Origin of the sequence: Streptomyces sp. NPDC014861, from assembly GCF_043081625.1 — a bacterium.
Taxonomy (GTDB): Bacteria; Actinomycetota; Actinomycetes; order Streptomycetales; family Streptomycetaceae; genus Streptomyces.
This window is the reverse complement of record NZ_JBIBWV010000005.1, coordinates 362,296-384,730: the sequence shown is the minus strand read 5'-3', so window position 1 is coordinate 384,730 and position 22,435 is coordinate 362,296. Positions and strand designations below refer to the sequence as shown.

The window sequence follows — 22,435 nt, the reverse complement described above, 5'->3', positions numbered from 1 at the left end:
GGCGGTGTGCTGCATGGGCGGGACGATAGCACCCGCCCGCGCCCCCGCGTCCACCCGTCCACGGAGCGGTCGGGGCGGGACGGGCCGTCGGGTGGGGCGCCGGATCGGCCGTCGGGCCAGCTGCCGGGGTGGCTGCCGGGCCTGCTGTCGGGTCCGACGGTCAGGTGGACTGCCAGGCCGGCTGTCGGATCGACGGCCGCGACGGATGCGGCGGTGGGTGGCCGCGACGGACCGGTGCCACCCGTCACCGGTCACCCGACACCCCGACACCCATCCTCTCCACGTGGACGCAAAGTGACGAATCGGTGTCCGAGGGTGACGCTCCGCCGTGTCCCGGCGTGCCCACCCCGCCGCGCGGGCGCATCCTGGCAGCAGGGCCGGACTCCCCCTGGCCGACGAGGAGGCCGCGTGGGACCGAGCAACCCGGCGGAGAACGCCGATCCCCGGCCACGGGGCGGGTCGCCGCTCGCCGGTGTCGCGGCGGCCCTGCTCGACGCCGACGGACGGATCGCGTGGTGGTCGAGGGCGGCCCAGCGGCTGCTCGGCTGGACGGGCGAGGAGGTGGCCGGCCGGCCCGCCCGCGAGGTGCTGGGCGAGGTGGCGGCCGATCTCGACGGCTCCGCCGGCGGGCGGCGGGCGCGGCTGCGGCACCGGTCGGGCCGGGTGGTGGAGGCGGACGTCCGGGTCTCCGGGGCGGACGGATCCGCCGAGCGGCTGGTCCTGGTGCTGGTGCCCGACGAGGTGTGCGGCTGGGACCAGGACCGGGACATCGCCCGGGCGCTGCTGGCCCAGGACGGCATCGGCGTCGCGCAGTACGACATCACCGGACGGCTCGTGCGGACCAATGCCGCCATGGAGGCGCTCCGCCCTCCGGGGGCCGGCGAGGACTGGCTGGCCCGGCTCGCCGCCCGGGACGGGGGCGGTACCGCGGAGGAGGCCTTCGAGGACGTGGCGGCCACCGGGGCGCCGCTCGTCGGGCGGGTCTACGAGCTGGGGCCGGGCGACGGCGCGGCCGGGCTGTCCGTGTCGTGCTTCCGCGTCGACGACGTGCTCGGGACGCCCCGTGGCGTGATGGTCGAGGCGTCGAAGGTGGCGGAGGCGGGCCCGCATCTCGACGCCGCGTACCGCAGGGCGTTCGAGATCGGGCAGTCGCTCGACGTGGTCCAGGTGGCGCAGGACCTCACCCGGGTGCTGGTGCCGGCGCTGGGCGATCACGCGACGGTCGACTACCCGGAGGACGTGCTGGAAGGCCGCGATCCGGCGCCCGGCTATCCGGGCCAGGAGGCGTCCGCGCCGCGCCGGGTGGCGGTGCGGGCCGCCGACGGCCCGTGGCCGGCCCGGCTGATCCAGGTGGGCGAGGCGATCCCCCGGGTGGCGGAGACGCCGGAGATCGCGGCCAAGTTCGTCGGTGACGTGCTCGTCGCCGACGCGGAGCAGGCCCGGCGGATCCTGGGCGGCGATCCGGAGCGGATCGACCGCTTCCTGCCGGAGGGCACGCACGCCTCGCTGGGCTGCCCGCTCTACCGGCGCGGGCGGTTCTTCGGGTACGCGGCGGTGTACCGCACCTGCGGCGCGACGCCCTTCGACGAGACGGACATCCGGCTGATGCACGACCTGTGCGCGCGGACCGCGACCGCCATCGACAACGCCTTCCGCTTCGCCCGGGAGCACCAGACGGCGGTCGTCCTCCAGCGGAGCCTGCTGCCGCCGGCGGCGACGCGCAGCACCGCCGCCGAGACGGCCGGCTTCTATCTGCCCGCGGGCGGTTCGGTGAGCGTCGGCGGCGACTGGTACGACGCCTTCGACCTGTCGTCGCTGCGGGTCGGGCTCGTCGTGGGCGACGTCGTCGGGCACGGCCTGGAGGCGGCGGCGACGATGGCCCGGCTGCGTACCGCCGTCCAGACCCTCGCCGAACTCGACCTTCCTCCGGACGAGTTGCTGGCCCGGCTGGACGATCTGGTCCGGCGGATGCAGATCGAGGCCGAGTTCCCGGACACCGTCGGCGGCTCCTGCCTGTTCGCCGTCTACGATCCGGTGTCCCGCACCTGCCGGATGGCCTCCGCCGGGCATCCGCCGCCCGCCCTCGTCACCCCGGCGGGCGAGGTGGCCTTCGTGCCGCTGACGCCGGGGCCGCTGCTCGGTGTCGGGGACCATCCCTTCGAGGTCACCACCCTCACCCTGCCGCCGGGGAGCACGCTCGTCTGCTACACGGACGGCCTGCTCGGCCGGGACGTGGCGGCCGGGTCGGAGCGGCTGAAGGCGGATCTCGCCGAGCTGGGCCGGGACTACGGAAACCCGGCGTCGCTCGGCGACGCGCTGCTGGCGCGGAGCCCGCACGCCGAGGCCCCGGCCGACGACATCACGCTTCTGCTGGCGCGGACGCACGCCGTGCCGGAGGAGTCGACGGCGGTCTGGGAGTACCCCGCCGACCTCGAAGCGGTGGGCCGGGCACGGGCCGACGTCCAGGCGCGGCTCGTGGAGTGGGGACTCGACGAGCTGCTGTTCAGCACCGAGCTGATCGTGAGCGAGCTCGTCACCAACGCGATGCGGTACGCCGGCGGTCCCGTCACCGTGCGTCTCTTCCGGGACCGGGTGCTGGTGTGCGAGGTGTCCGACCCGAGCAGCACGCAGCCCCGGCTCCGCCGCGCCCTGGTGACGGACGAGGGGGGCCGGGGCCTCTTCCTGGTCGCTCAGCTGACGAGCCGCTGGGGCAGCCGCTACACGACCCGCGGCAAGACGATCTGGACGGAGCAGGAACTGCCCGAGGCCGTCCGGCCCCGGTGATCCGGCGCCCGGCGGGCCCGCGTCCGGCGGGCCCGCGCCCGTGGAGTCGGCGTCCGGCGGCCCGGCTTCCGGCGAGCCCACGCCCGTGGAGTCGGCGTCCGGTGGCCTGGCGTCCGGTGGGTCCGCTTCGCGCTCGGTGTCACCGGCCCGTGTACGGCAGGAGCGCCATCTCCCGGGCGTTCTTGACGGCGGTGGCGAGCGCCCGCTGCTGCTGGGCGGTCACGCGGGTGACGCGACGGCCTCGGATCTTGCCCCGGTCGGAGACGAACTTCCGGAGCAGGTCGGTGTCCTTGTAGTCGATGTACGTGATCCCGGCCGCGTCGAGCGGGTTGGGGCGGGGCGCGGCGGGCTTGCGGGGCTCGTGGCGACGGGCCATGGGGGCGTCTCCTTCGCGGAGGGTTCGGGTCACCGCCGTGCGGGCGGTGGCCGGGCGGGCGTACGGGGGCAGGCGTACGGGTGGGGCCGGGCCGGCGGGCGGGTGGGGGCGGTCAGGCGCGCGGGTGGGGGTCAGACGGCGTCGAGAAGGTCGTCGAAGGCGGCCGGGAGACGCTTCCAGGACTCGGGGCCGGAGGCGAACTCCGCGTCCGTGAGGAGGCAGGAGTCCAGGAGCCGCTCCAGGCCGTCGCGGTCGAGGCCGGGCGAGGTGAAGACGAGGTGCTGGCAGCAGTCGCCGTGCTCGGGGTGCCAGTCGAGCGCGGCGGCGGCGCGGCGCATCGGCGGGATCAGCTCCCAGGCCGCGTCCGGCAGCGACGCCAGCCAGGGGCCGGCGTTCTCGACGCAGAGCGCGCCGCCGGCCGCGTCCCAGGCGAGGAGGGTGTCGGGCCGGTCGGCGAGCCAGAACCGGCCGCGGCTGCGGGCGGCGGCGCAGCACAGGTCCTCCAGGGCCTCGTAGAGGCGTTCGGGGTGGAAGGGGCGCCTGCGGTGCCAGACGAGGGTGGCGACGCCCGACTCGTCGGCGTCGTGGGGCAGCAGGGCGCAGGCCGGGTGCTGGGCGGCGGCCGCGGCCTCCACGTCGAAGCCGGCGAACGCCGCGCGGGCCAGTTCGGGGGAATCGGCGGCCACGCGGCGGGCGGTGGGGTGCAGTTGGGCGAGGAGGGCGTGGTCCTCCTCGTCGGCGACGTCGTTGGCGACGACGGCGAGGACGGGCGCGTACTCGAGCTGCCGGGCCCAGGTGTCCCCGACGGTCCGCCGGTCGGTGGCGGCCGCGGCGAGGCCGGCCTCGGCGAGGTCGTCGCCGTTGGCGAGGCAGGGCAGGACGAGGGCGGGGTCCACGGCGGTGATCACGTTCGTCAGGGCGAGCCGGTCCCCGCCGTGGACGGCGATGACCTCGGCCATGGCCTTCGGTTCGACCGAGTCCCAGAGTTCGACCACGGCGAGGCGGGCGGTGCCGGCGAGTCGCAGCAGTTCGGGGACGAGGTCCTCGCGCAGGGCGCAGCAGGCGCAGTCGTCGACGAGGGGGGTCTCGTCCCGGGAGAGGGCGCCGGTGGTGTCGCGGACCGTCCGGACGACGCCTCCGGCCGCCGCCTCCGTGAGGTCGTGGTGCAGGGCGACGCTGCCGGGGACGGCCTCCAGGAGGCGGTCGACGACCTCGTTCCTGGCCGCGGCGTGCAGTCCGGCGACGATCACGACGGGGAGCTGCCCCAGGTGCTCGTGCGGCATCAACGGGCTCCGTAGCGGCGCTGGAACTTCTCGACGCGGCCTGCGGTGTCGAGCACGCGTGCGGTGCCCGTGTAGAAGGGGTGGCTGGCGGAGGAGATCTCGACGTCGACCACGGGATAGGTGCGGCCGTCCTCCCATTCGACGGTCTTGTCGCTGGTGAGGGTGGACCGCGTGAGGAACGCGGTGCCCGAGGCGGAGTCCCGGAAGACGACGGGCTCGTAGGCGGGGTGGATGCCGGGCTTCATGGCAGGGCCTTTCGAACGGCGGGTGGGTGGGTGGCCGGGGGTGGCCGGGGCTCAGCGCTCTTCGCGGAAGTCCACGTGGCGGCCGGCGACGGGGTCGTACTTGCGGAGTGTCAGGCGGTCGGGGTCGTTGCGGCGGTTCTTGCGCGTCACATAGGTGAAGCCGGTGCCGGCCGTGGAGCGGAGCTTGACGACCGGGCGGATCTCGTTGCGTGCCATGGCGCTAGTATATGACAATGAATTCCATGTTCAAAAACCTCTTCCTGTGAGAAAGGTGGTTCCCCCATGTCCGCCCACTGCCAGCTGACCGGCGCCCGGCCGGGATTCGGCAACAACATCTCCCACTCCCACCGGCGCACCTCGCGCCGCTTCGACCCGAACATCCAGCGCAAGCGCTACTGGCTGCCCGGCGAGGGGCGCTACGTCCGGCTCACCCTGAGCGCCCGGGCGATCAAGACGGTGGACGCCATCGGCGTCGAGGCCGCCGTGGCACGGATCCGCGCACGCGGAGGGAAGGTCTGATGGCCAAGAAGAGCAAGATCGCCCGGAACGAGCGGCGCAAGCGGGTCGTCGAGCGGTACGCGGCCCGGCGGGCCGAGCTCAAGGAGCTCATCCGCCGTCCGTCGACGGCTCCCGCCGAGCGCGAGGCGGCCCTCGCGGAGCTGCGGAGGCAGCCGCGCGACGCCGCCGCCTCGCGCGTCCGCAACCGGGACGCCGTGGACGGCCGCCCGCGCGGATACCTCCGCGCCTTCGGCCTCTCCCGCGTCCGCGTGCGGGAGCACGCCCACGCCGGCTTCCTGCCGGGCGTGACCAAGTCCTCCTGGTAGCGGAGGAGTTCCGAGGGGTACGCGCCGGGCGGCGAGCCCGGCGCGTACCCCCGCTCACGCCGGGGTGACGACGACGGTGCGGCCGTCCGGATCGGTCAGGACCCGGCGGCCGGCGTCGCCGGCCGCGGCGGGCGCGGTGAAGCCGAGGCGGAGCCGGCCGGTCGGGGCACGGCCGTTCGCCGGATACAGCTCCAGGACGGCGCCGTCACCGAGGACGGCCGCGTGGTGCTCGGGCCCCGTGCCGTGCCGCTCCCGGACGAAGGACAGGCCGAGACCGGTGTAGAACGCCCGGCAGGCTTCGAGGCGATCGGTGTGGATGACGACGAGGTCGATGCGCAGGGGTGTCTCCTCCGGTCCGACGGCGTGCGCCGCGTACGCGACGACGGGCACGCGACCACGGGCACGCGACGTCACGCGTGCACGATGACGTGCGCGCGACGACGTACGTACGCGAGGGCATCGCGCGGTGACGCACCGTACAGGACCGGCTGCGCCCGGCCTACCGGGTTTCCGGCGGGGCGTCGGACATGAGGTCGTTCTTGAGGTCGCCGAGGATGCGGGCGAGGATGCGGGAGACGTGCATCTGGGAGAGGCCGACGCGCAGGCCGATCTCCGCCTGGGTCAGGTCCTCGCCGAAGCGGAGACCGAGGATCTCGCGGTCGCGCGCGTCGAGGCGGGCGACGAGGGGCGCGAGGGACTCCAGGTCGTCGACGAGTTCGTAGCCGTGCTCCGTCACGGCGGTGCGGCGGCCGACGGAGCCCTGCGGGGCGCTGTCGTCGTCCTCGGCGCCGACGGGGGCGTCGAGCGAGTGGACGGTGTAGGCGTTGGCGGCCAGCTCCCCCTCCGCGATCTCGGCCTCGGTGAGGTGGAGGCGGTCGGCGAGTTCCGCGCGGCTGGGGCGGTGACCCTCGTCCTGCTCCAGGGCGTCGGAGGCCCGGGCGAGGGCGATGCGCAGCTCCTGGAGCCGGCGGGGGACGTGCACGGTCCAGCCGGTGTCGCGGAAGAAGCGCTTCATCTCGCCGACGACGGTCGGCAGGGCGAACGCGGAGAAGTCCACGCCGCGGTCCGGGTCGAAGCGGTCGATCGCCTTGATGAGCCCGATGGTGCCGACCTGGACGATGTCCTCGGCGGGTTCGGGCCGGCCGCGGAAGCGGCGCGCGGCGAACTTGACCAGGCTGAGGTTGAGCTCGACGAGCGTGTTGCGGAGGTAGGCGTGCTCGGGGGTGCCCTCGTCGAGGTCGCGGAGCCGGCGGAAGAGCGTGGCGGAGAGGATCCGGGCGGCGTCGGTGGAGACCTCGGTCGGACGCTCCGGCGCGGCCAGGCCGTCGAGGGCCCGCCGCCGGACGGCGGCCGCCGGGGGCGTACCGCGGGATCGGGCGAGGGTTGCCGGGGATCGGCCGGTGGACATGAGCGCTCCTTCGGTCCTGTGGACCTGCGCCGCCGCGTCCGGGGAGGCGGAGTGGTTTCCGCGCTTCGTGGTCGCCCCTCCCGGAGGGAGGGCCTTCACCCCGAGTTTCCGTCCTGGTGGCATATACGTCAATTTTTGCGTGAATTCCACTTCGCCTATCCGGCGAAGGCGGCACCAACCGCGCACGCCCGATCACCCAACGGCACCGACGCCCCCTTCCGCCGGGCCGCGCCCCTCCGGCCGGTACCTGTCGCTCGACGGGTACCGGCCGAGAGCGGCGTAGGGCAGTCCCGGCCCCGCTGCGCGGAGGGCGACCCGGAGCGGAATCCGGCCATCGTGGCGCGGCGGGACGCGCTCACCGCGGCGAAGGCGGTCGGCGCCGGCCGGGCCGCCCCCGCCCGGGTGCGGCGCCGGGGCGAGGACGTGGCGCCGCTCCCCGGCGCCCGGCAGTGCCACGACCTCGGGAGGACCACTCGGCGTGGGCCGTCGGGCCGTCCGCGGAGCTCATCGCGGCGATCGGGGCCGCCGCGCCGCCCGACCGGATCCGGGAGCGCCGGCTACGACGCGACCAGCCTTTCCCGCACCGGCCGCCGTGGCCCGCCGCCGCCCCTGTCACCCACCGGCGGGGGCGGCGGCGAGACCGTGGAGACGGTCTCAAACTTTGACCACAATTCGCCCACACTCTCGCCCCAACTCCCGTACCGATGCTCTAGATTGACCATGCTTCAGCCGATCGGGCACTCGGCGACCACTCGTGCCCTTCATGTCCGGCGCCACGCACCACCAGCAAGGGCTCCCCCGGTACCAGTCCTGGGGGAATGTTCGGTTCTTCGGGTCCAGGAGGACCTCGGGTGCGGGGAGCGCCCCAGGTCTCCACGGATTTCCGCGCACTTCGTGAGTCCCGGCACGGCGGGTCGTCCCGCCGCGCCGGTGTGAGTCGTGCACGCAGTTCACCGGAGCCTGGGGGGTTCTGTGCGGCAAGGGGGATTAGCCAGCCCGTTTCCGTCGACGCGCGAGCGTCCGGCGGGGGGCGGGACCATCGACCAGCCCGCCATCGAGTGGGAACAGCGGTACCGCCGTACCGTCATCATCAGCGACACCGTGACCACCGCCGTGGTGGTGACCGCGATCGGCGACTTCTTCGGGGTCAGGGACGCCGCCGACTGGCACGAGAAGTGGGGTTTCCTCGCCTTCGGCACGCACCTGCTGGTGCTGGCCTCCCTGGCGGTGGGCCGCGCGTGGGCGCCGGCGGTGCTCGGCCAGGGCGCGGAGGAGTTCCGCCGGCTCGGCCGGTCGCTCTTCGCGGCGACCGTCGTGCTCGCGCTCGGCGGGATCGCCCTGACCTCGCGCAACATCAAGCTCTGGATCTTCGTGGCCGTCCCCGCGATCGCCCTGGTCACCATGACCGCGCGCTACCTGCTCCGGCTCTGGCTGCACAAACAGCGCAAGGAAGGGCGCTGTCTGCGGCCGGTGCTCGCGGCCGGGAGCGCGGACACCCTGCGCGACCTGATCACCCGGACCCGCAAGTTCCCGCACCTCGGCTGGCGGGTGGAAGCGGTGTGCACGACGGACGGGACGGGGCCCGACGGCGACCACCTCGACGGGGTGCCGGTCGTCGGACCGCTGGCGGACGTCTCGAACCACGTGCGCCGCGACGGCTACCGGGTCGTCGCGGTCACACCGGACCCGCACTGGTCCCCGGACCGCCTGCGGCGGCTCGCCTGGAACCTGGAGGGCAGTGACGCCGAGATGGTCGTCGCGCCCGTGCTGATGGAGGTCGCGGGACCGCGGCTGCACGTCGACGCGGTGCTCGGGATCCCGCTGCTGCGGGTCAGCATGCCGGCCTTCACCGGCGGGCGCCGCGCGGTCAAGGAGGTCGTCGACCGGCTGGGCGCGGCGGTCCTGCTGGTCCTGTTCGCGCCGCTGATGCTGCTCGTCGCGCTGCTCGTGCTCGTCGACAGCCGGGGCGGGGCGTTCTACCGGCAGCGCAGGGTCGGCAAGGACGGGCGGGAGTTCACCATCCTCAAGTACCGCACCATGGTGGCCGACGCCGACCGGGCCCGCTCCGGGCTCGCCGGGCTCAACGAGGGCGCGGGGCCGCTGTTCAAGCTCCGCAGGGACCCGCGGGTGACCCGGGTGGGGGCGGTGCTGCGCCGGTACTCCGTCGACGAGCTCCCGCAGCTCCTCAACGTCCTGGCCGGTTCGATGTCGCTGGTCGGCCCGCGCCCGCCGCTGCCCGAGGAGTCCGCGGCGTACGGCCCGGACATCCGGCGGCGCCTCCTGGTCAAGCCCGGTCTGACCGGACTGTGGCAGATCAGCGGGCGGAGCGACCTGTCGTGGGAGGAGACGGTCCGGCTGGACCTGCGGTACGTGGAGGACTGGTCGCTCGCCCTGGACACGGTGATCTTGTGGAAGACGCTGCGCGCCGTCCTCCACGGACAGGGGGCGTACTGATGCGCGGGGGACGGCGCCGCCGTACCGCCGGCGCCGGGACCGCAGGCCCGTGGGGCCTGCCTGGGGGGAGGAACGCTTCATGAGGGTCAGCGTTTTCGGGCTCGGCTACGTGGGCTGCGTGTCGGCCGCGTGCCTGGCGAGCCTGGGGCACGAGGTCGTCGGGGTGGACGTCAACCAGGTCAAGGTCGACCTGGTCAACGGCGGCAGGGCCCCGGTGGTCGAGGAGGGGATCGGAGAGCTCGTCGCCGAGGTGGTGCGGGCCGGGTCGCTGCGCGCCACCGCGGACGTCCGCGAGGCCATCGCGGACAGCGAGGTGTCGCTGGTATGCGTGGGCACCCCGTCGGAGCCCAACGGCAGTCTGTGCACCACGTACCTGGAGCGGGTCACCGAGGAGATCGGGGCCGCGCTGGCCGAGCGCGGCGGCCGGCACACGGTCGTCTTCCGGAGCACCATGCTCCCCGGCACCTGCCTGAACTTATTGGTGCCGATCCTGGAGAAGTACGTCGGCGGCACGGCCGGCGTGGACGTCGGGGTCGCGGTGAACCCGGAGTTCCTGCGCGAGGGCACCAGCGTGCGGGACTTCTTCGACCCGCCCAAGACCGTCGTCGGCGAACTCGACCCGGCGAGCGGCGACGTGGTGGAGGCGCTCTACGAGGGGCTGCCCGGCCAGGTGTTCCGGGTGCCGGTCCCCACCGCCGAGGCGATCAAGTACGCGGACAACGCCTTCCACGGACTCAAGATCGGGTTCGCCAACGAACTGGGCGCCGTGTGCCGGGCGCTCGGGGTCGACTCGCACCAGGTCATCGACGTCTTCCTGGCCGACCGCAAGCTGAACATCAGCCCCGCCTATCTGCGGCCCGGCTTCGCCTTCGGCGGCTCCTGCCTGCCCAAGGACCTGCGCAGCCTGGTCCACGCGGCGCAGCGGGCCGACGTGTCGGTACCGATCCTCGCCCATGTGCTGCCGTCCAACTCCGACCACCTCCAGCGGGCGGTGGAGCTGGTCGAGCGCACCGGGAAGCGGCGGGTGGGCCTCTTCGGGCTCTCCTTCAAGCCCGGTACCGACGACCTGCGGGAGAGTCCGCTCGTCGAGCTGGCGGAGCGGCTCTTCGGCAAGGGGTACGACCTGCGGATCCACGACGCCAACGTGAGCCTCGCCCGGCTGCTCGGCGCGAACCGCGAGTACATCGAGACCCGGCTGCCGCACCTGGGGCGGCTGCTCGCGGACTCCGTCGGCGAGGTCCTCGACCACGCCGAGGTCGTCCTGGTGGGGACCAGGGACCCGGCCGTCCTGGCGGCGCTGCCCCGGGGCGGCGCCCCGGTGATCATCGATCTCGTCCATCTTCCCGACGCCGACGCGCGCCGGGCCGAACCGGGGTACGTGGGCCTTGCGTGGTGACTCGACCAGCGGCGACCGGGCACCCCGGCGCGCGCTGATCCTGGTGGAGAACCTTTCGGTGCCGTTCGACCGGCGTGTGTGGCAGGAGTGCACGACGCTGCGCGACGCGGGCTGGGAGGTGCACGTCATCTGCCCCCGGGGCAGCAAGCGGGACACGGAGCCGGAGGCGGTGGTCGACGGGGTGCGGATCCACCGCTACCCGCTGCGCGCGGCCACCGGAGGTCCGGCCGGCTACGTGCGGGAGTACGGATCGGCCCTGTGGCACACGCTCCGGCTGGCGCGGAAGGTCGGCCCGGTCGACGTCGTGCACGCCTGCAATCCGCCGGACCTGCTGTTCCTGCCCGCCCTGTGGCTGAAGCGGCGGGGGGCGCGGTTCGTCTTCGACCAGCACGATCTGGTGCCCGAGCTCTACCTCTCCCGCTTCGGGCGCGGCGAGGACCTGTTGTACCGGGGGGTGTGCGCGCTGGAGCGGATGACGTACCGGGCCTCGGACGTGGTGCTCGCCACCAACGAGAGCTACCGGGACGTGGCCGTGCGCCGGGGCGGGCGGCGGCCGGAGGACGTCTTCGTGGTGCGCAGCGCGCCGGACACCGACCGCTTCCGGCCGGTGCCGCCCGAGCCGGAGCTGAAGCGCGGCAAGCCCCATCTGCTGTGCTACCTCGGCGTGATGGGCCCGCAGGACGGCGTCGACTACGCGCTGCGGGCGCTGGCGAAGCTGCGCGACGAACTCGGGCGGACGGACTGGCACGCGGTGTTCGTCGGCGCCGGCGACACCTTCGACGCGATGGTGCGGCTGGCCGGGCGGCTCGGGATCGCGGAGCACGTGGAGTTCACCGGGCGCGTCCCCGACGCGGAGCTGGTGCGGTGGCTGTGCAGCGCCGACGTGTGCCTCTCCCCCGACCCGCGCAATCCGCTCAACGACGTGTCGACGATGAACAAGGTCCTGGAGTACATGGTGATGGGCCGGCCGATCGTCTCCTTCGACCTCAGGGAGGCGCGCGTCTCCGCCGGCGAGGCCGCCGTGTACGCCCCCGCGAACGACGAGGCCGCGTTCGCCGCGCTGATCGCGGGGCTGATGGACGATCCGGAGCAGCGGGCCCGGATGGGCAAGATCGGCCAGGAGCGGATCCACGGGCCGCTCTCCTGGCGGAACTCCCAGGAGGCGCTGCTCGCCGCGTACGCCGCGGCCTGCGGTGACCGGGGCCCGGCGGCGGGCGGCGCCGACCGGGCGGGGAGGCCGCGCCGTTGAGCGACGACACGATACGCCTGGTCACGATCGGGCGGATTATCCGTCGGCGCGGACGGCTCCTCACCCTCCTCGCCCTGCTGGGCGCGCTCGCCGGGTACGGCACCTCGCTCCTGGTCCCGCCGCGGTACACGACGTCCGCGTCGGTGCTGCTGCCCGGGGTGTGGGGGGAGCGCGAGCTGCTGACGCAGACGCAGGTCGCGACGAGTTCGGTGGTGCTCGACCGGGTGGCCGCCGGGCTCGGCGGGACCGGGCCGGGCGCCGGCGAACTGCGCGAGCGGGTACGGGCGGAGGCGGCGAACGGGAACATCATCAAGATCTCGGGCACGGCCGGCACCCCGGAGGGCGCGCAGCGGCTCTCCGACCTGGTGGCCCGGGAGTTCGTCGGCTTCGCGACGCGGATCGTCGGCGACGAGGCCGACCCGGAGGCGGCGGCGCGGCTCCAGGCGCTGCGGCAGACGGTGGCGCGGACCGGGCGCCGCGTCACCGAGCTGGCCGAGGCCGCCGGTCCGGGGAAGTCCGTGGAGAGCGTGCAGACCCGCACGGAGCTCGCGAAGCTGAACACCTCGCTCCAGGGGGCCATGGACAAGCTGGAGCAGGCCGCGCCGACCGCGGGCAAGGCCAACCTGGTCGTGATGGGGGCGGCGGTGCGGCCGGAGGGCGAGACGCCGCCGACGCGGGCGCAGCTCGTCGCGGCCGGGGCGCTGCTGTTCTTCCTGCTCGCGGTCGTCGGGCACCTGGCCGCCGCGCGGGTGAGTCGCCGGCTGCGGACCGAGCAGGAGGTCGCGGCGGCGCTGGACGCCGCGGTCCTCGGGACCGTCGACGTCCCGGGTGAGCGGTCCGGGCGCCGGGAGGAGGGCCGGGGTCCGGGGGCGTGGCTCCGCCGGCCGCTCGGCCTCGACGTCCGGTGGGACGTCCCGGTCCCGTACGCCTCCGGCGGCGAGGCGGGCCGGCTCGTCCGCTACCGGCGGGTGTGCGCCCGGCTGCGGGACCGGTCGCCGGGCGGGGGACGGCTGCTCGTCGTCGTCCCGGAGGGCGACGCGACCGCGCGGCGGGCGGCCGGGCTGCTCGCCGCCGAGGCCGTCGCGGACGCGGGCGGTCCCCCGCCGCGGGTGGTCGAGGTGCCGGTCGACGGGCCGATGGTGCCGGACCGCGAGGACGAGTGCGGCGCGCTGGTCGTGCTCGGCGCGGGCGCCTGGACGGCGGCCGAGCTCGCCGGTGTGGCCGAGGCCTGCGCCGACGCCGGGCACGAGCTCGTCGGCGTCGTCCTCGCCGGCCTGGTCAAGGCGCGCCCGGAGCGGTCCTCGGGGCGGGCCGCCGTCCCGGCCCGCCCGGCCTCGGACGAGACCGCGGAGGCCGCACGGTGACGACGCGTACGCCCCCGGAGCCGGTGCCCGCCGCTCCGCTCGTCGACCTGCACACGCTGGTGGTGACGGTCCGCAGGCGGCGGCGCCTCTGGGGCTCCGTGGCCCTGCTCGGTCTCGTCGGCGGCGCGGGGACGGCCGTCCTGCTGCCGCCGGAGCCGACCGCGGTCACCAAGGTGCTGGTCGCCCATCAGGAGGACCAGCCGACCGACCCCGGGACGCTGATCCGCACCGACGTCGCGCTGCTGCACACCACGCGGATCGCAGGCCGGGCCCTGGCGGCCCTCGGGTCCCCGGAGAAGCCGGAGGACTTCATGAAGGAGTACGAGGGCAGCGGGCTGACCAACAACGTGCTCCAGATCGAGGCGACCGGGGACGGTGACGCCCAGGCGGTGGCCCGGGCCCGGGCGGTGGCCGACGCGTTCGTCGCGGACCACGTGCGGCGTCTGCGGGAGGCGGCGGACGCCGAGGCGCGGACCCTGCTCGACCAGCGCGACCGGCTGCGGGACGAACTCGCCGAGGTCAACCGGGCGATCGGCGACGACACGCCCCCGAGCGCGGCGGACGCCTCGGCGGACCGGGAGTCGCTCTTCGCCCGGCGCGCCGAACTCACCTCTCAGATAACCGAGTTCGGTCAGCGTGCGGCGCAGGCCCGGGTCGGGACGCCCCGGCTCGTCGCCGGCACGCAGATCGTGGACGCGCCCCGTGCCGTACGGCACTCGCTGCCCGCGACCGCCGCCACGAACGCCGGGATCGGCCTGGCCCTCGGTCTCGCCCTGGGCCTCGCGGTCGCGGCGGTCGGCACGGTGGTCGCGGACCGGCCGGTGCTGCGCCGGGACGTCGCCGCCCATCTGGGGGCCTCGGTGATCGCCGAACTCCCCCGGTCGGCGGGCGGTCTGTGGCGGCGACGGCGGATCCGGGCGGCCCGGGCGCGGCTCACCGTGTCCCTGGCCCGTACCGTGCGCGCCTCGGCGGAGCCGGTGTCACTGCTGGAGCTGGGCTGCGCGCGGGCGACGGGCGCGCTCGCCCTGGACCTCGCCGCGGCCCTGTCGGCGGAGCGCCCGGCGGTCGTCGTCGACGGGCTGCCCGACGCGCGGCTCGCCGGGCGGAGGCCGGGGCCGGACGGGCCGGCGGTGGTGGGCGCCGAGGACGCCACGGCCGGCGCGCGGCGCGAGACCCGGATCGGCGTCGGCTCGGTGGCGCCCGGCACGTCGTGGACCGACCTGCCGTACCTCGGCACCCGGACGGTGCTCGTGGTGCGGGCCGGGCACGGCAGCGCCGCGTGGCTGCACACCGTGGCCCGGCAGCTCGCCGAGCAGGACATCGAGGTGATCGGCGTGGTGCTGATCGACCCCGACCCTCGGGACCGGACCGACGGCACCCTCCGGGACGGACCGCCCTCCCCGCCGGGTGGCGGGGGAAGCCGGGCTTCCCGGCGGCACGGGGTGGGCCGGCCGCGCATCGAACGGCTGCCGAAGTGGGCGGCGAGGGTCCCGGACAGCGAACAGGAGGCGCGGTAGACATGTGTGGCATCGCGGGTACGTACCGGTGGCCGGACGGGAAGGCGGTCACCGACCGGATCACCGACGTCCTCTCCCACCGCGGCCCCGACGGGGCGGGCCGGTACAGCCACGCGGCCGGGGACGGCGAGGTCCACCTGGGCCACCGCCGGCTGGCCGTGGTGGACCTCTCCCCGACGGGCGCGCAGCCGATGGTGTCGGACGGCCTGGTCCTGACGTACAACGGCGAGCTGTACAACGCGCCGGAGCTGCGGGCCGAACTGGCGGCGGCCGGGGTGCGGTTCCGCGGCACCTCCGACACCGAGGTGCTGCTGGAGGCGTGGCGGCGGTGGGGCACCGACTGCCTGCCCCGGCTGCGCGGGATGTTCGCGTTCGGGATCTTCGACGAGCGGACCGGCGAGCTGGTGCTCGCCCGCGACCAGCTGGGCGTCAAGCCGCTGTTCCTGCTCCGGCGCGGCGGGGGGCTGGTGTTCGCCTCCGAGCTCAAGGCGCTCGCCGCCGCGACCGGCGGGCTGGAGGTGGACCGGGCGGCGCTGGTGGCCTCGCTGCTCTACTACTGGGTGCCGGACTCGCGGTGCGCCTACCGCGAGGCGGAGAAGCTGCCGCCGGGGAGCTGGCTCCGGATCACGCCCGACGGGCGGGAGCGGCGCGGCACGTACTGGCGGCTGAGGGACGTGGCCGCCGAGGGCCGGGAGCGGGCCCGCTCCGGCGAACTGCCGGACCTGGCGGCCGTGGTGGAGGACTCGACCCGGCGCCACCTGCTCTCCGACGTGCCGGTGGCGACCTTCCTCTCCGGCGGTCTGGACTCCAGTTATCTGACCGCGCTCGCGGCCCGGGAGCAGCCGGGGATCTCCGCCTACACGATCGGGTTCCGCGCCGAGGACGCCCGCTTCGAGGCGATGCCGGACGACCTGGGGTACGCCCGGCGGGTCGCCGCGCGGTACGGCGTCGACCTGCACGAGATCGAGATCGCGCCGGACGTGCTCGACCTGCTGCCGCGGATGACGTACCACCTGGACGAGCCGATCGGCGACCCCGCCGCGATCAACACGTATCTGATCTGCTCGGCCGCCCGGGAGGCCGGGGTCAAGGTGATGCTCTCGGGGATGGGGGCCGACGAGCTGTTCGCCGGCTACCGCAAGCACCTGGCCAATCTGCTGGCGCTGCGCTACCAGCGGGTCCCCCGGCCACTGCGGCGCGGCGTGTCCGCCGCCGTGGACCGGCTGCCGGTCGCCTCGGCGCGGCGCGGGTACCGGTCGGTGCGGTTCGCGAAGCGGTTCCTCTCCTTCGCGGACCTGCCGGAGGAGACCGCCTTCCGCCGCAGCTACACCATGTACGACCGGGGCGAGCTGCTCGCGCTGGTCGATCCCGGCCTGGCCGGGACGGTCGACGACGTGCTGACCGAGCACGCGGACGTCTACGAGGACAACGACCTCGACGACTTCGTCAACCGGATGTGCCTGGGCGACGCCCGGATGTTCCTGCCGGGCCTGAACCTCGCCTACACCGACCGGTCGAGCATGGCCGCGTCGACCGAGGTGCGGGTGCCGTACGTGGACGTCGAGGTGGTCCGGGCGGCGTTCGCCGTGCCCGGCGACCGCAAGATCGTCGGACGGCAGGGCAAAGCCGTCCTCAAGGAGGCGGCCGCCACGGTCCTGCCCCGGGAGATCGTGTACCGGCCCAAGGGCCTCTTCAGCGCCCCGCTGCGGGCCTGGATGAGCCGTGACCTGGCGCCGCTGGTGCGCGAGGTGGTGCACGACGGCGTCCTGGTCGGTTCCGGGCTGCTGCGCCGCGACGCGCTGGCCCGGATGGTCGCGGCGGACGCGGCCGGGCACCGCGACTACTCCAAGCACCTCTGGCACGTGCTGACCCTCGAACACTGGTACCGCGAGGCGACCTCCGGGTCCGTCCGGCACGCCTCCTCGAACGCGTAGAGAAACAAGGGGACTTCGGGTGAAACAGGTTGTGCAGAACTACAAGACCGGCGAGCTGGCGGTGCTCGACGTGCCCGCCCCGGGGTGCAAGCCGGGCGGGGTCCTCGTCCGGACCGCCCACTCGCTGATCTCGACCGGCACCGAGCTGATGAAGGTGTCCGAGGCCGGCATGTCGATGGTGGGCAAGGCCCGTTCGCGGCCCGACCAGGTCGCCAAGGTCATGCAGAGTGTCGCCACCAACGGGGTGCCCGCCACCTACCGCAAGGTGATGGGCAAGCTCGACTCGTACACGCCGCTCGGCTACTCGCTGTGCGGGGTGGTCGAGCAGGTCGGCGACGGTGTCGACGACGTGAAGGTCGGCGACCTCGTCGCCTGCGCCGGCAACGAGCACGCGCTCCACGCCGAGGTGAACTGGGTGCCGAGGAACCTCTACGCCCGCGTCCCGGACGGCCTCGCGTCCCGGCACGCGGCCTTCGGCACGGTCGGCTCGATCGCCCTCCAGGGCGTCCGCCAGGGCGAGCCCCGGCTCGGCGACGTGGCCCTGGTCATCGGCCTCGGCCTGATCGGACAGCTCGTGGCGCAGCTGCTCACCGCGTCGGGAGCCCGGGTCGTCGGTGTCGACCCCGACCCGGCGCGCTGCGAGCTCGCCGAGCGGCTCGGCGCGGCGGCCTGCGGCGATCCGGCGTCGGCGGCCGTGGAGGCCGCAGTCGCCGAGCTGACCGACGGGCACGGCGTGGACCAGGTGTACCTGGCCGCGGGCGGCGCCGACAACCAGCCGGTCGAGCTGGCCGCGCGGCTGTGCCGGGACCGCGGCCGGGTGGTGGACATCGGCAAGTGCCGCCTCGACCTGCCGTGGAACGCGTACTACGAGAAGGAGCTCGACGTCCGGTTCTCCCGCAGCTACGGCCCCGGGCGGTACGACCCGGAGTACGAGCTGGAGGGGCGGGACTATCCGATCGGGTACGTGCGCTGGACCGAGCGCCGCAACCTGGCGTGCTTCCTCGACCAGCTGCACCGGGGCCGTGTCGACGTGGAGCCGCTGATCTCCCACATCGCCGGGTTCGACGACGCCGTCGAGACGTACCGGTCCCTGAAGGACGGCGATCTGAAGGCCGTGGCCGTGCTCTTCCGGTACCCCGGGCAGCCCGTGGAGGCGGCGGCGCCCGAGGTCGCGGTGCCGGCCGTGCGGGGGGAGCGCCGTCCGGTCCGGGCCGCCCGCGGGCCGGTGCGGCTCGCGTTCGTCGGGGCGGGGAACTACGCGACGTCGATGCTGCTGCCGCATCTGGTGGGCCGGGACGGCGTCGAGCTGTCCACGGTCGTCACCACGACGGCCCTGTCGGCGGCGAACGCCCGGCGGAAGTTCGGCTTCGCCGCGGCGACCACGGACCTCGACGCGGTGCTCGGCGACCCGTCCGTCGACGCCGTCTTCGTCGTCACCCGGCACAGCTCGCACGCGGCGCTGACCCGCAAGGCGCTGCTCGCCGGCAAGGCGGTCTTCGTCGAGAAGCCGCTGGCGCTCTCCGAGGAGGAGCTGGCCGGGGTGCTCGCGGCCGTGGAGGAGTCCGGCAACGACCGGATCCAGGTCGGCTTCAACCGCCGCTTCGCGCCGCTGCTCCAGGAGGCCCGGCGCCGGTTCGGCGCCCGGACCGGCCCCGCGAGCCTGCGCTATCTGATCAACGCGGGCCGGCTCCAGCACGGCAGCTGGTACCTCCGGCAGACCACCGAGGGCTCGCGGTTCGCGGGCGAGGGCGGTCACTTCATCGACACGGCGAGCTGGCTCCTCGGCGCCGACCCGGTCTCCGTGTACGCGACGGCCACGCCCGGCAACCACGACCTCCAGGTCGTGCTGGGCTACCCGGACGGCTCGACCGCCACCCTGAGCTATGTCACCACCGGCGCCTCGGCCTTCCCGAAGGAGACCCTGGACCTGCTCGCGGACGGCAAGGTGCTGAAGCTCGACGACTTCGTCCGCGCCTCGGTCCACGGCCCCGACCGGTGGGTCAGCTCCCGGCTCCCGAAGGCCCGGGACAAGGGGCAGAACGCCGAACTGGCCGCGTTCGTCCGGGCCGTGCGGACCGGCGGGCCGATGCCGGTGCCGCTGGAGTCGCTGGTCGCCACCACCGCGGCCACCCTCGCCGTCCAGGCCGGTCTGGCGAGCGGCGCGCCGGTGACGCTGGAGCGGGCGCGATGAGCATGGGCCCGGGCTGGTACCTGCGGCGGCTCTCCCGGATGGGACCGCGCGAGGTCGGCGGCCGGACGGTCGACACGTTACGGCGGCGGCGCTGGCGCTCGGCGCGCCCGCGCTGTCCGCGGGTGACCGGCGCGCGGTTCACGGCCGTGCTGCCCGCCGGGACGCTCGCCGCGGTGCCTCCGGACGCCGCGAAGCGGCTCGTCGCCGAGGCGGACCGGCTGATGGCCGGGCACGCCCGCTACTTCGGGGTCGACCGCGACGACCTGGCCGACCCCGACTGGTGGTTCGACCCCAGGACCGGCCGCCGGGCCCCCTGGGGGTACGCCTTCGACGTGCCGTACCGGGACGAGGAGGCGGTCGGCGACATCAAGCAGATCTGGGAGCTGTCCCGGCACCAGTACCTCACCGTGCTCGCCGCCGCCTACGCGGTCACCGGGGACGAGCGGTACGCCGAGCGGGTGGACCGCCACCTGCGGTCCTGGTGGGCGGCGAACGCGCCGCTGCGCGGGGTGCACTGGACCAGCGGCATCGAGCTGGGCATCCGGCTGCTCTCCTGGGTGTGGATCCGCCGGCTGCTCGACGGCTGGCGGGGCGCGCCCGGGCTGTTCGAGGACAACCCGGTGGCGGTGCGCCAGATCTGGCACCACCAGCGGTGGCTGGCCGCCTTCCCCAGCCGGGGGTCGTCGGCGAACAACCACGTCGTCGCCGAGGCTGCCGGGCAGTTCGCCGCCGCCTGCGCGTTCGGCTGGTTCCCGTCCTCGGCGCGCTGGCGGGCCGACGCGCTGCGGTCGCTGGAGCGGCACCTGCGGAGCAACACCTTCCCGTCCGGACTCAACCGCGAGCTGGCCACCGAGTACCACGGGCTCGTGCTCGAACTCGGCCTCGCCGCCGTCGCCGAGGCGGACACCGCCGGGGTGCCGGTGCCGCCGTCGGTGCGGCTGGTGCTGCTGCGGATGACCGACGCGCTCGCCGCCGTCGTCGACGACCGGCTGCGGCCGCCGCGCCAGGGCGACGCGGACGACGGGCACGGTCTCGTGGTGGACGGTCCCGCGACCGACCGCTGGGGGTCGCTCCTCGCCACCGGGGACGCCGTCTTCGGCCGGCTCCCCTGGTGGCCGCGGGTGCCCGGCACCGATGTGCGCACCGTGTTCCTCGGCGCGCTCGTCCGGCCGTACGGGAAGGGCGGCGCGGCTCCGGCCGTGCGCCGCCCGGCGGAGCGGCCGGCCCACTTCGCGGACGCGGGGATGACCGTCCTGCGCGGTCCCGGCGGGATCTGGTGCCGCTGCGACGCCGGCCCGCACGGCTTCCTGTCGATCGCCGCGCACGCCCACGCCGACGCCCTGTCCGTGGAGGTCCGGCACGACGGGGTGGACGTGCTCGCCGACCCGGGGACGTACTGCTACCACGGGCAGCCGGAGTGGCGGCGGTACTTCCGGTCCACCCTCGGCCACAACACGCTGGAGTGGGGCGGCGCCGACCAGTCCGTCTCCGGCGGCCCCTTCCTGTGGACCCGGCACGCGGGCAGCCGTGTGCTGGTCGCGGACCCCGGCGGGGAGCCGGCCCGCTGGTGCGCCGAGCACGACGGCTACCGGCCCGTCACGCACCGACGCCGGGTGGAGCTGAGCGGGGAGGACCGGGAGCTGCGGGTGGTCGACGAGGTGCGCGGCGAGCGGGGCGAGGTGCGGCTGGTGTTCCACCTCGGCCCGGCGATCGGCGCGGAGCTGGCGGGGAACCGCGCGGTGCTCACCTGGGACCGCGACGGCGAGGACCGCTCGGCCGGGCTCGACCTGCCCGCGGAGCTGTCCTGGCGGGCGCACCGCGGCGAGACGGCGCCGCCGCTGGGCTGGTACTCGGCCGGGTTCGGCCGCAAGGAGCCCAGTACGACGCTGGTCGGCACCGGCTTCGCCGACGGCGCGCGGGAGTTCACGACCGTGCTCAGGTTCCACGGCTAGGGGCGCCGGTCGGACCGGGGAGAGGCGGCAGGGCGGCGGAGGGGCGGTCGGGCGGCGGGGGCGGCCCGCACCGGGGGACGCGGGATCGGGGAGGAGCGACGGGATGGAGGGGGGACGGTTGGGGATCGAGGGGGGACGTCCGGGGGCCGCGGGTACGGTCCGACGCGGGCTGCCCGGCGGGCCCGGTGCGACGGGCGCGCCGTCCGGCGGCGGCGTCGCGCCACCGGGCGCGGCCGGTCCGCCGAGGGGCGTCGGGATCGCCTGGGCGCTGCTGGGGTTCAACACGCTCGGCTCCGCCGGGGCGAAGACGGTCGTGCCGATCCCCCGCTCGCTCATCCAGATGGGCACGATGGGCGCGCTGGTGGCCGCGTTCGGGCTGGCGCTCGCGCTCAATCTGCGGCTGCGCGTCCGTCCCAGCGCCTTCGTGTTCCTGCTGACCCTGCTGCTGGTGCCGAGCGTGCTCGCCAGTGTGCAGCTGGAGGTCGGCTTCGGGGCGCTGTTCCGCTGTGCCCGGCTGGCGCTCTTCGTCGCCACGCTGTGGCTGCTCAGCCGCTGGTGGGACGAGAGCCTGGCCCTCGTCCGCACGCACGTCCGCATGTACGTGGCGGTGCTGGTGCTCGTGGCGGCCGGCCTGCTCGTCGCGCCCGGGACGGCGCTGCCGGAGTACTACGGGGAACGGCTCGTCGGCGCGCTGTGGCCGCTGACGCCGCCTCAGATCGGGCAGTACGCGGCGGTGGTGGTGGGGCTGACCGTGCTGCTCCTCCTCGGCCGCAGGACCACGCGGGCGGGTGCGGTGGCGATCGTCGTGCCGGCGCTCGTCCTGCTCGCGATGACCCACACCCGGACGGCGACGCTGGGGCTGCTGGTCGGGTTGGTGCTCGCGATCGGTTCGCTGTTCCTCACGAGCGCTCCCGCCCGCCGGTTCTTCGCCTGGGCGGTGGTGTGCGCGACGGTGGCCGCCGTGGTGTTCAGCTCCGCGCTGCAGGCGTGGTTCCTGCGCGGGCAGAGCCAGGAGAGCCTCTCCGACCTGACCGGCAGGGCGAAGGTCTGGAACGCCCTGCTGGCGGAGCCCCGGACGGTCCGGGAGCGGTTGTTCGGCGTGGGGCTCAGCGACAAGTCCTTCGACGGGCTGCCGATCGACAACAGCTGGCTGGCCGTCTACCACGAGCAGGGGCTGCTGGGTGTGGTCCTCGTGGCGGGGATGCTCCTGGCCCTGGGCGGGGTCGCGCTGCTGCGGCCGCCGTCGCTGCCGAGGGCGTGCGCGATCTTCCTGATCGCCTACTGCGCGCTCTCGTCGTACACGGAGGTCGGGCTGGGCGACGCCTCGGCGTACCTGCTGCATCTGACCCTGGCGGCGGCGCTGCTCGCGGCGCCCGTACCGCCCGTGGCGCCCGGCCCGCCGCCGGCGCCCGGACTTTCCCGACGACAGGTCCCGCGATGGGCCCGGAGGTGACCTGA

At 74.9% G+C, this 22,435-nt stretch carries 18 protein-coding genes; 12 read left to right on the top strand and 6 right to left on the bottom strand.

Going from position 1 to position 22,435, the window contains the following annotated elements; genetic code table 11:
- Positions 1-408: 408 nt before the first annotated feature.
- The gene (locus ACF1BN_RS13765; RefSeq protein ID WP_392331794.1) at positions 409-2,784 is read left to right on the top strand and encodes a SpoIIE family protein phosphatase; all 2,376 of its coding nucleotides are present in this window, start codon (positions 409-411) and stop codon (positions 2,782-2,784) included.
- Between the two features lie 139 nt (positions 2,785-2,923).
- Here ACF1BN_RS13765 and rpsR read toward each other — a convergent pair whose 3' ends face one another.
- From rpsR to rpmG, 4 genes are all read right to left on the bottom strand, one after another.
- Entirely contained in the window at positions 2,924-3,160 is a 237-nt protein-coding gene (gene rpsR / locus ACF1BN_RS13760; protein WP_392331793.1) for a 30S ribosomal protein S18, read from the bottom strand.
- Between the two features lie 131 nt (positions 3,161-3,291).
- A complete protein-coding gene (locus ACF1BN_RS13755; RefSeq protein ID WP_392331792.1) occupies positions 3,292-4,443 on the bottom strand; it encodes a CobW family GTP-binding protein in 1,152 nt (383 codons plus the stop codon).
- Complete coding sequence (locus ACF1BN_RS13750; RefSeq protein ID WP_392331791.1) at positions 4,443-4,688, bottom strand: type B 50S ribosomal protein L31; 246 nt, start codon at positions 4,686-4,688, stop codon at positions 4,443-4,445. Before ACF1BN_RS13750 ends, ACF1BN_RS13755 begins: the two co-directional genes overlap by 1 nt.
- A 51-nt stretch (positions 4,689-4,739) precedes the next feature.
- Positions 4,740-4,904 carry a 50S ribosomal protein L33 gene (gene rpmG, locus ACF1BN_RS13745; RefSeq protein WP_189853094.1) on the bottom strand — a complete coding sequence of 55 codons (165 nt, stop codon included), beginning with the start codon at positions 4,902-4,904 and terminating at the stop codon, positions 4,740-4,742.
- Between the two features lie 66 nt (positions 4,905-4,970).
- On the opposite strand from rpmG, the gene rpmB reads away from it, so the two are divergent.
- Together rpmB and rpsN are read left to right on the top strand one after the other, a co-directional pair.
- The gene (gene rpmB / locus ACF1BN_RS13740; RefSeq protein WP_392331790.1) at positions 4,971-5,207 is read left to right on the top strand and encodes a 50S ribosomal protein L28; all 237 of its coding nucleotides are present in this window, start codon (positions 4,971-4,973) and stop codon (positions 5,205-5,207) included.
- Positions 5,207-5,512, top strand: coding sequence for a 30S ribosomal protein S14 (rpsN, locus tag ACF1BN_RS13735; RefSeq protein WP_392331789.1), 306 nt, complete (start codon positions 5,207-5,209; stop codon positions 5,510-5,512). Before rpmB ends, rpsN begins: the two co-directional genes overlap by 1 nt.
- 54 nt (positions 5,513-5,566) lie before the next feature.
- On the opposite strand, the gene ACF1BN_RS13730 is transcribed toward rpsN, so the two are convergent.
- Both ACF1BN_RS13730 and ACF1BN_RS13725 read right to left on the bottom strand, forming a co-directional pair.
- Complete coding sequence (locus ACF1BN_RS13730) at positions 5,567-5,926, bottom strand: VOC family protein (protein ID WP_392331788.1); 360 nt, start codon at positions 5,924-5,926, stop codon at positions 5,567-5,569.
- 85 nt (positions 5,927-6,011) lie between these two features.
- Entirely contained in the window at positions 6,012-6,920 is a 909-nt protein-coding gene (locus ACF1BN_RS13725) for a SigB/SigF/SigG family RNA polymerase sigma factor (protein WP_392331787.1), read from the bottom strand.
- Positions 6,921-7,892: 972 nt separating this feature from the next.
- Between ACF1BN_RS13725 and ACF1BN_RS13720 the strand changes: the two genes are divergently transcribed.
- The 9 genes from ACF1BN_RS13720 (at position 7,893) to ACF1BN_RS13680 (ending at position 22,430) form a co-directional block, all read left to right on the top strand.
- On the top strand, positions 7,893-9,374 hold the full coding sequence (locus ACF1BN_RS13720) for a sugar transferase (RefSeq protein ID WP_392331786.1): 1,482 nt from the start codon (positions 7,893-7,895) through the stop codon (positions 9,372-9,374).
- A 79-nt stretch (positions 9,375-9,453) separates the two neighbouring features.
- Positions 9,454-10,770, top strand: a complete 1,317-nt coding sequence (locus tag ACF1BN_RS13715) for a nucleotide sugar dehydrogenase (protein ID WP_392331785.1) — start codon at positions 9,454-9,456, stop codon at positions 10,768-10,770.
- Positions 10,760-12,019, top strand: coding sequence for a glycosyltransferase family 4 protein (locus tag ACF1BN_RS13710; RefSeq protein WP_392331784.1), 1,260 nt, complete (start codon positions 10,760-10,762; stop codon positions 12,017-12,019). The genes ACF1BN_RS13715 and ACF1BN_RS13710 overlap by 11 nt, the downstream gene beginning before the upstream one ends.
- On the top strand, positions 12,016-13,383 hold the full coding sequence (locus ACF1BN_RS13705; RefSeq protein WP_392331783.1) for a Wzz/FepE/Etk N-terminal domain-containing protein: 1,368 nt from the start codon (positions 12,016-12,018) through the stop codon (positions 13,381-13,383). Before ACF1BN_RS13710 ends, ACF1BN_RS13705 begins: the two co-directional genes overlap by 4 nt.
- A complete protein-coding gene (locus ACF1BN_RS13700; RefSeq protein WP_392331782.1) occupies positions 13,380-14,900 on the top strand; it encodes a Wzz/FepE/Etk N-terminal domain-containing protein in 1,521 nt (506 codons plus the stop codon). The genes ACF1BN_RS13705 and ACF1BN_RS13700 overlap by 4 nt, the downstream gene beginning before the upstream one ends.
- Before the next feature lie 2 nt (positions 14,901-14,902).
- Positions 14,903-16,834: an asparagine synthase (glutamine-hydrolyzing) gene (gene asnB, locus ACF1BN_RS13695; RefSeq protein ID WP_392331781.1), complete on the top strand. Its 1,932-nt coding sequence runs from the start codon at positions 14,903-14,905 to the stop codon at positions 16,832-16,834.
- 19 nt (positions 16,835-16,853) lie between these two features.
- Positions 16,854-19,025 carry a bi-domain-containing oxidoreductase gene (locus ACF1BN_RS13690; RefSeq protein ID WP_392331780.1) on the top strand — a complete coding sequence of 724 codons (2,172 nt, stop codon included), beginning with the start codon at positions 16,854-16,856 and terminating at the stop codon, positions 19,023-19,025.
- Positions 19,022-20,977, top strand: a complete 1,956-nt coding sequence (locus ACF1BN_RS13685; protein WP_392331779.1) for an alginate lyase family protein — start codon at positions 19,022-19,024, stop codon at positions 20,975-20,977. Before ACF1BN_RS13690 ends, ACF1BN_RS13685 begins: the two co-directional genes overlap by 4 nt.
- Positions 20,978-21,095: 118 nt before the next feature.
- Entirely contained in the window at positions 21,096-22,430 is a 1,335-nt protein-coding gene (locus ACF1BN_RS13680) for an O-antigen ligase domain-containing protein (protein WP_392331778.1), read from the top strand.
- Positions 22,431-22,435: the final 5 nt, after the last annotated feature.

Excerpts from the sequence above, each read along its gene's own strand:
- rpsR (WP_392331793.1), bottom strand. The coding sequence starts at position 3,160 with ATGGCCCGTCGCCACGAGCCCCGCAAGCCCGCCGCGCCCCGCCCCAAC.
- asnB (WP_392331781.1), top strand. The coding sequence starts at position 14,903 with ATGTGTGGCATCGCGGGTACGTACCGGTGGCCGGACGGGAAGGCGGTC.
- ACF1BN_RS13755 (WP_392331792.1), bottom strand. The coding sequence starts at position 4,443 with ATGCCGCACGAGCACCTGGGGCAGCTCCCCGTCGTGATCGTCGCCGGA.
- ACF1BN_RS13750 (WP_392331791.1), bottom strand. The coding sequence starts at position 4,688 with ATGAAGCCCGGCATCCACCCCGCCTACGAGCCCGTCGTCTTCCGGGAC.
- ACF1BN_RS13725 (WP_392331787.1), bottom strand. The coding sequence starts at position 6,920 with ATGTCCACCGGCCGATCCCCGGCAACCCTCGCCCGATCCCGCGGTACG.
- ACF1BN_RS13715 (WP_392331785.1), top strand. The coding sequence starts at position 9,454 with ATGAGGGTCAGCGTTTTCGGGCTCGGCTACGTGGGCTGCGTGTCGGCC.
- rpmG (WP_189853094.1), bottom strand. The coding sequence starts at position 4,904 with ATGGCACGCAACGAGATCCGCCCGGTCGTCAAGCTCCGCTCCACGGCC.
- ACF1BN_RS13685 (WP_392331779.1), top strand. The coding sequence starts at position 19,022 with ATGAGCATGGGCCCGGGCTGGTACCTGCGGCGGCTCTCCCGGATGGGA.
- rpsN (WP_392331789.1), top strand. The coding sequence starts at position 5,207 with ATGGCCAAGAAGAGCAAGATCGCCCGGAACGAGCGGCGCAAGCGGGTC.
- rpmB (WP_392331790.1), top strand. The coding sequence starts at position 4,971 with ATGTCCGCCCACTGCCAGCTGACCGGCGCCCGGCCGGGATTCGGCAAC.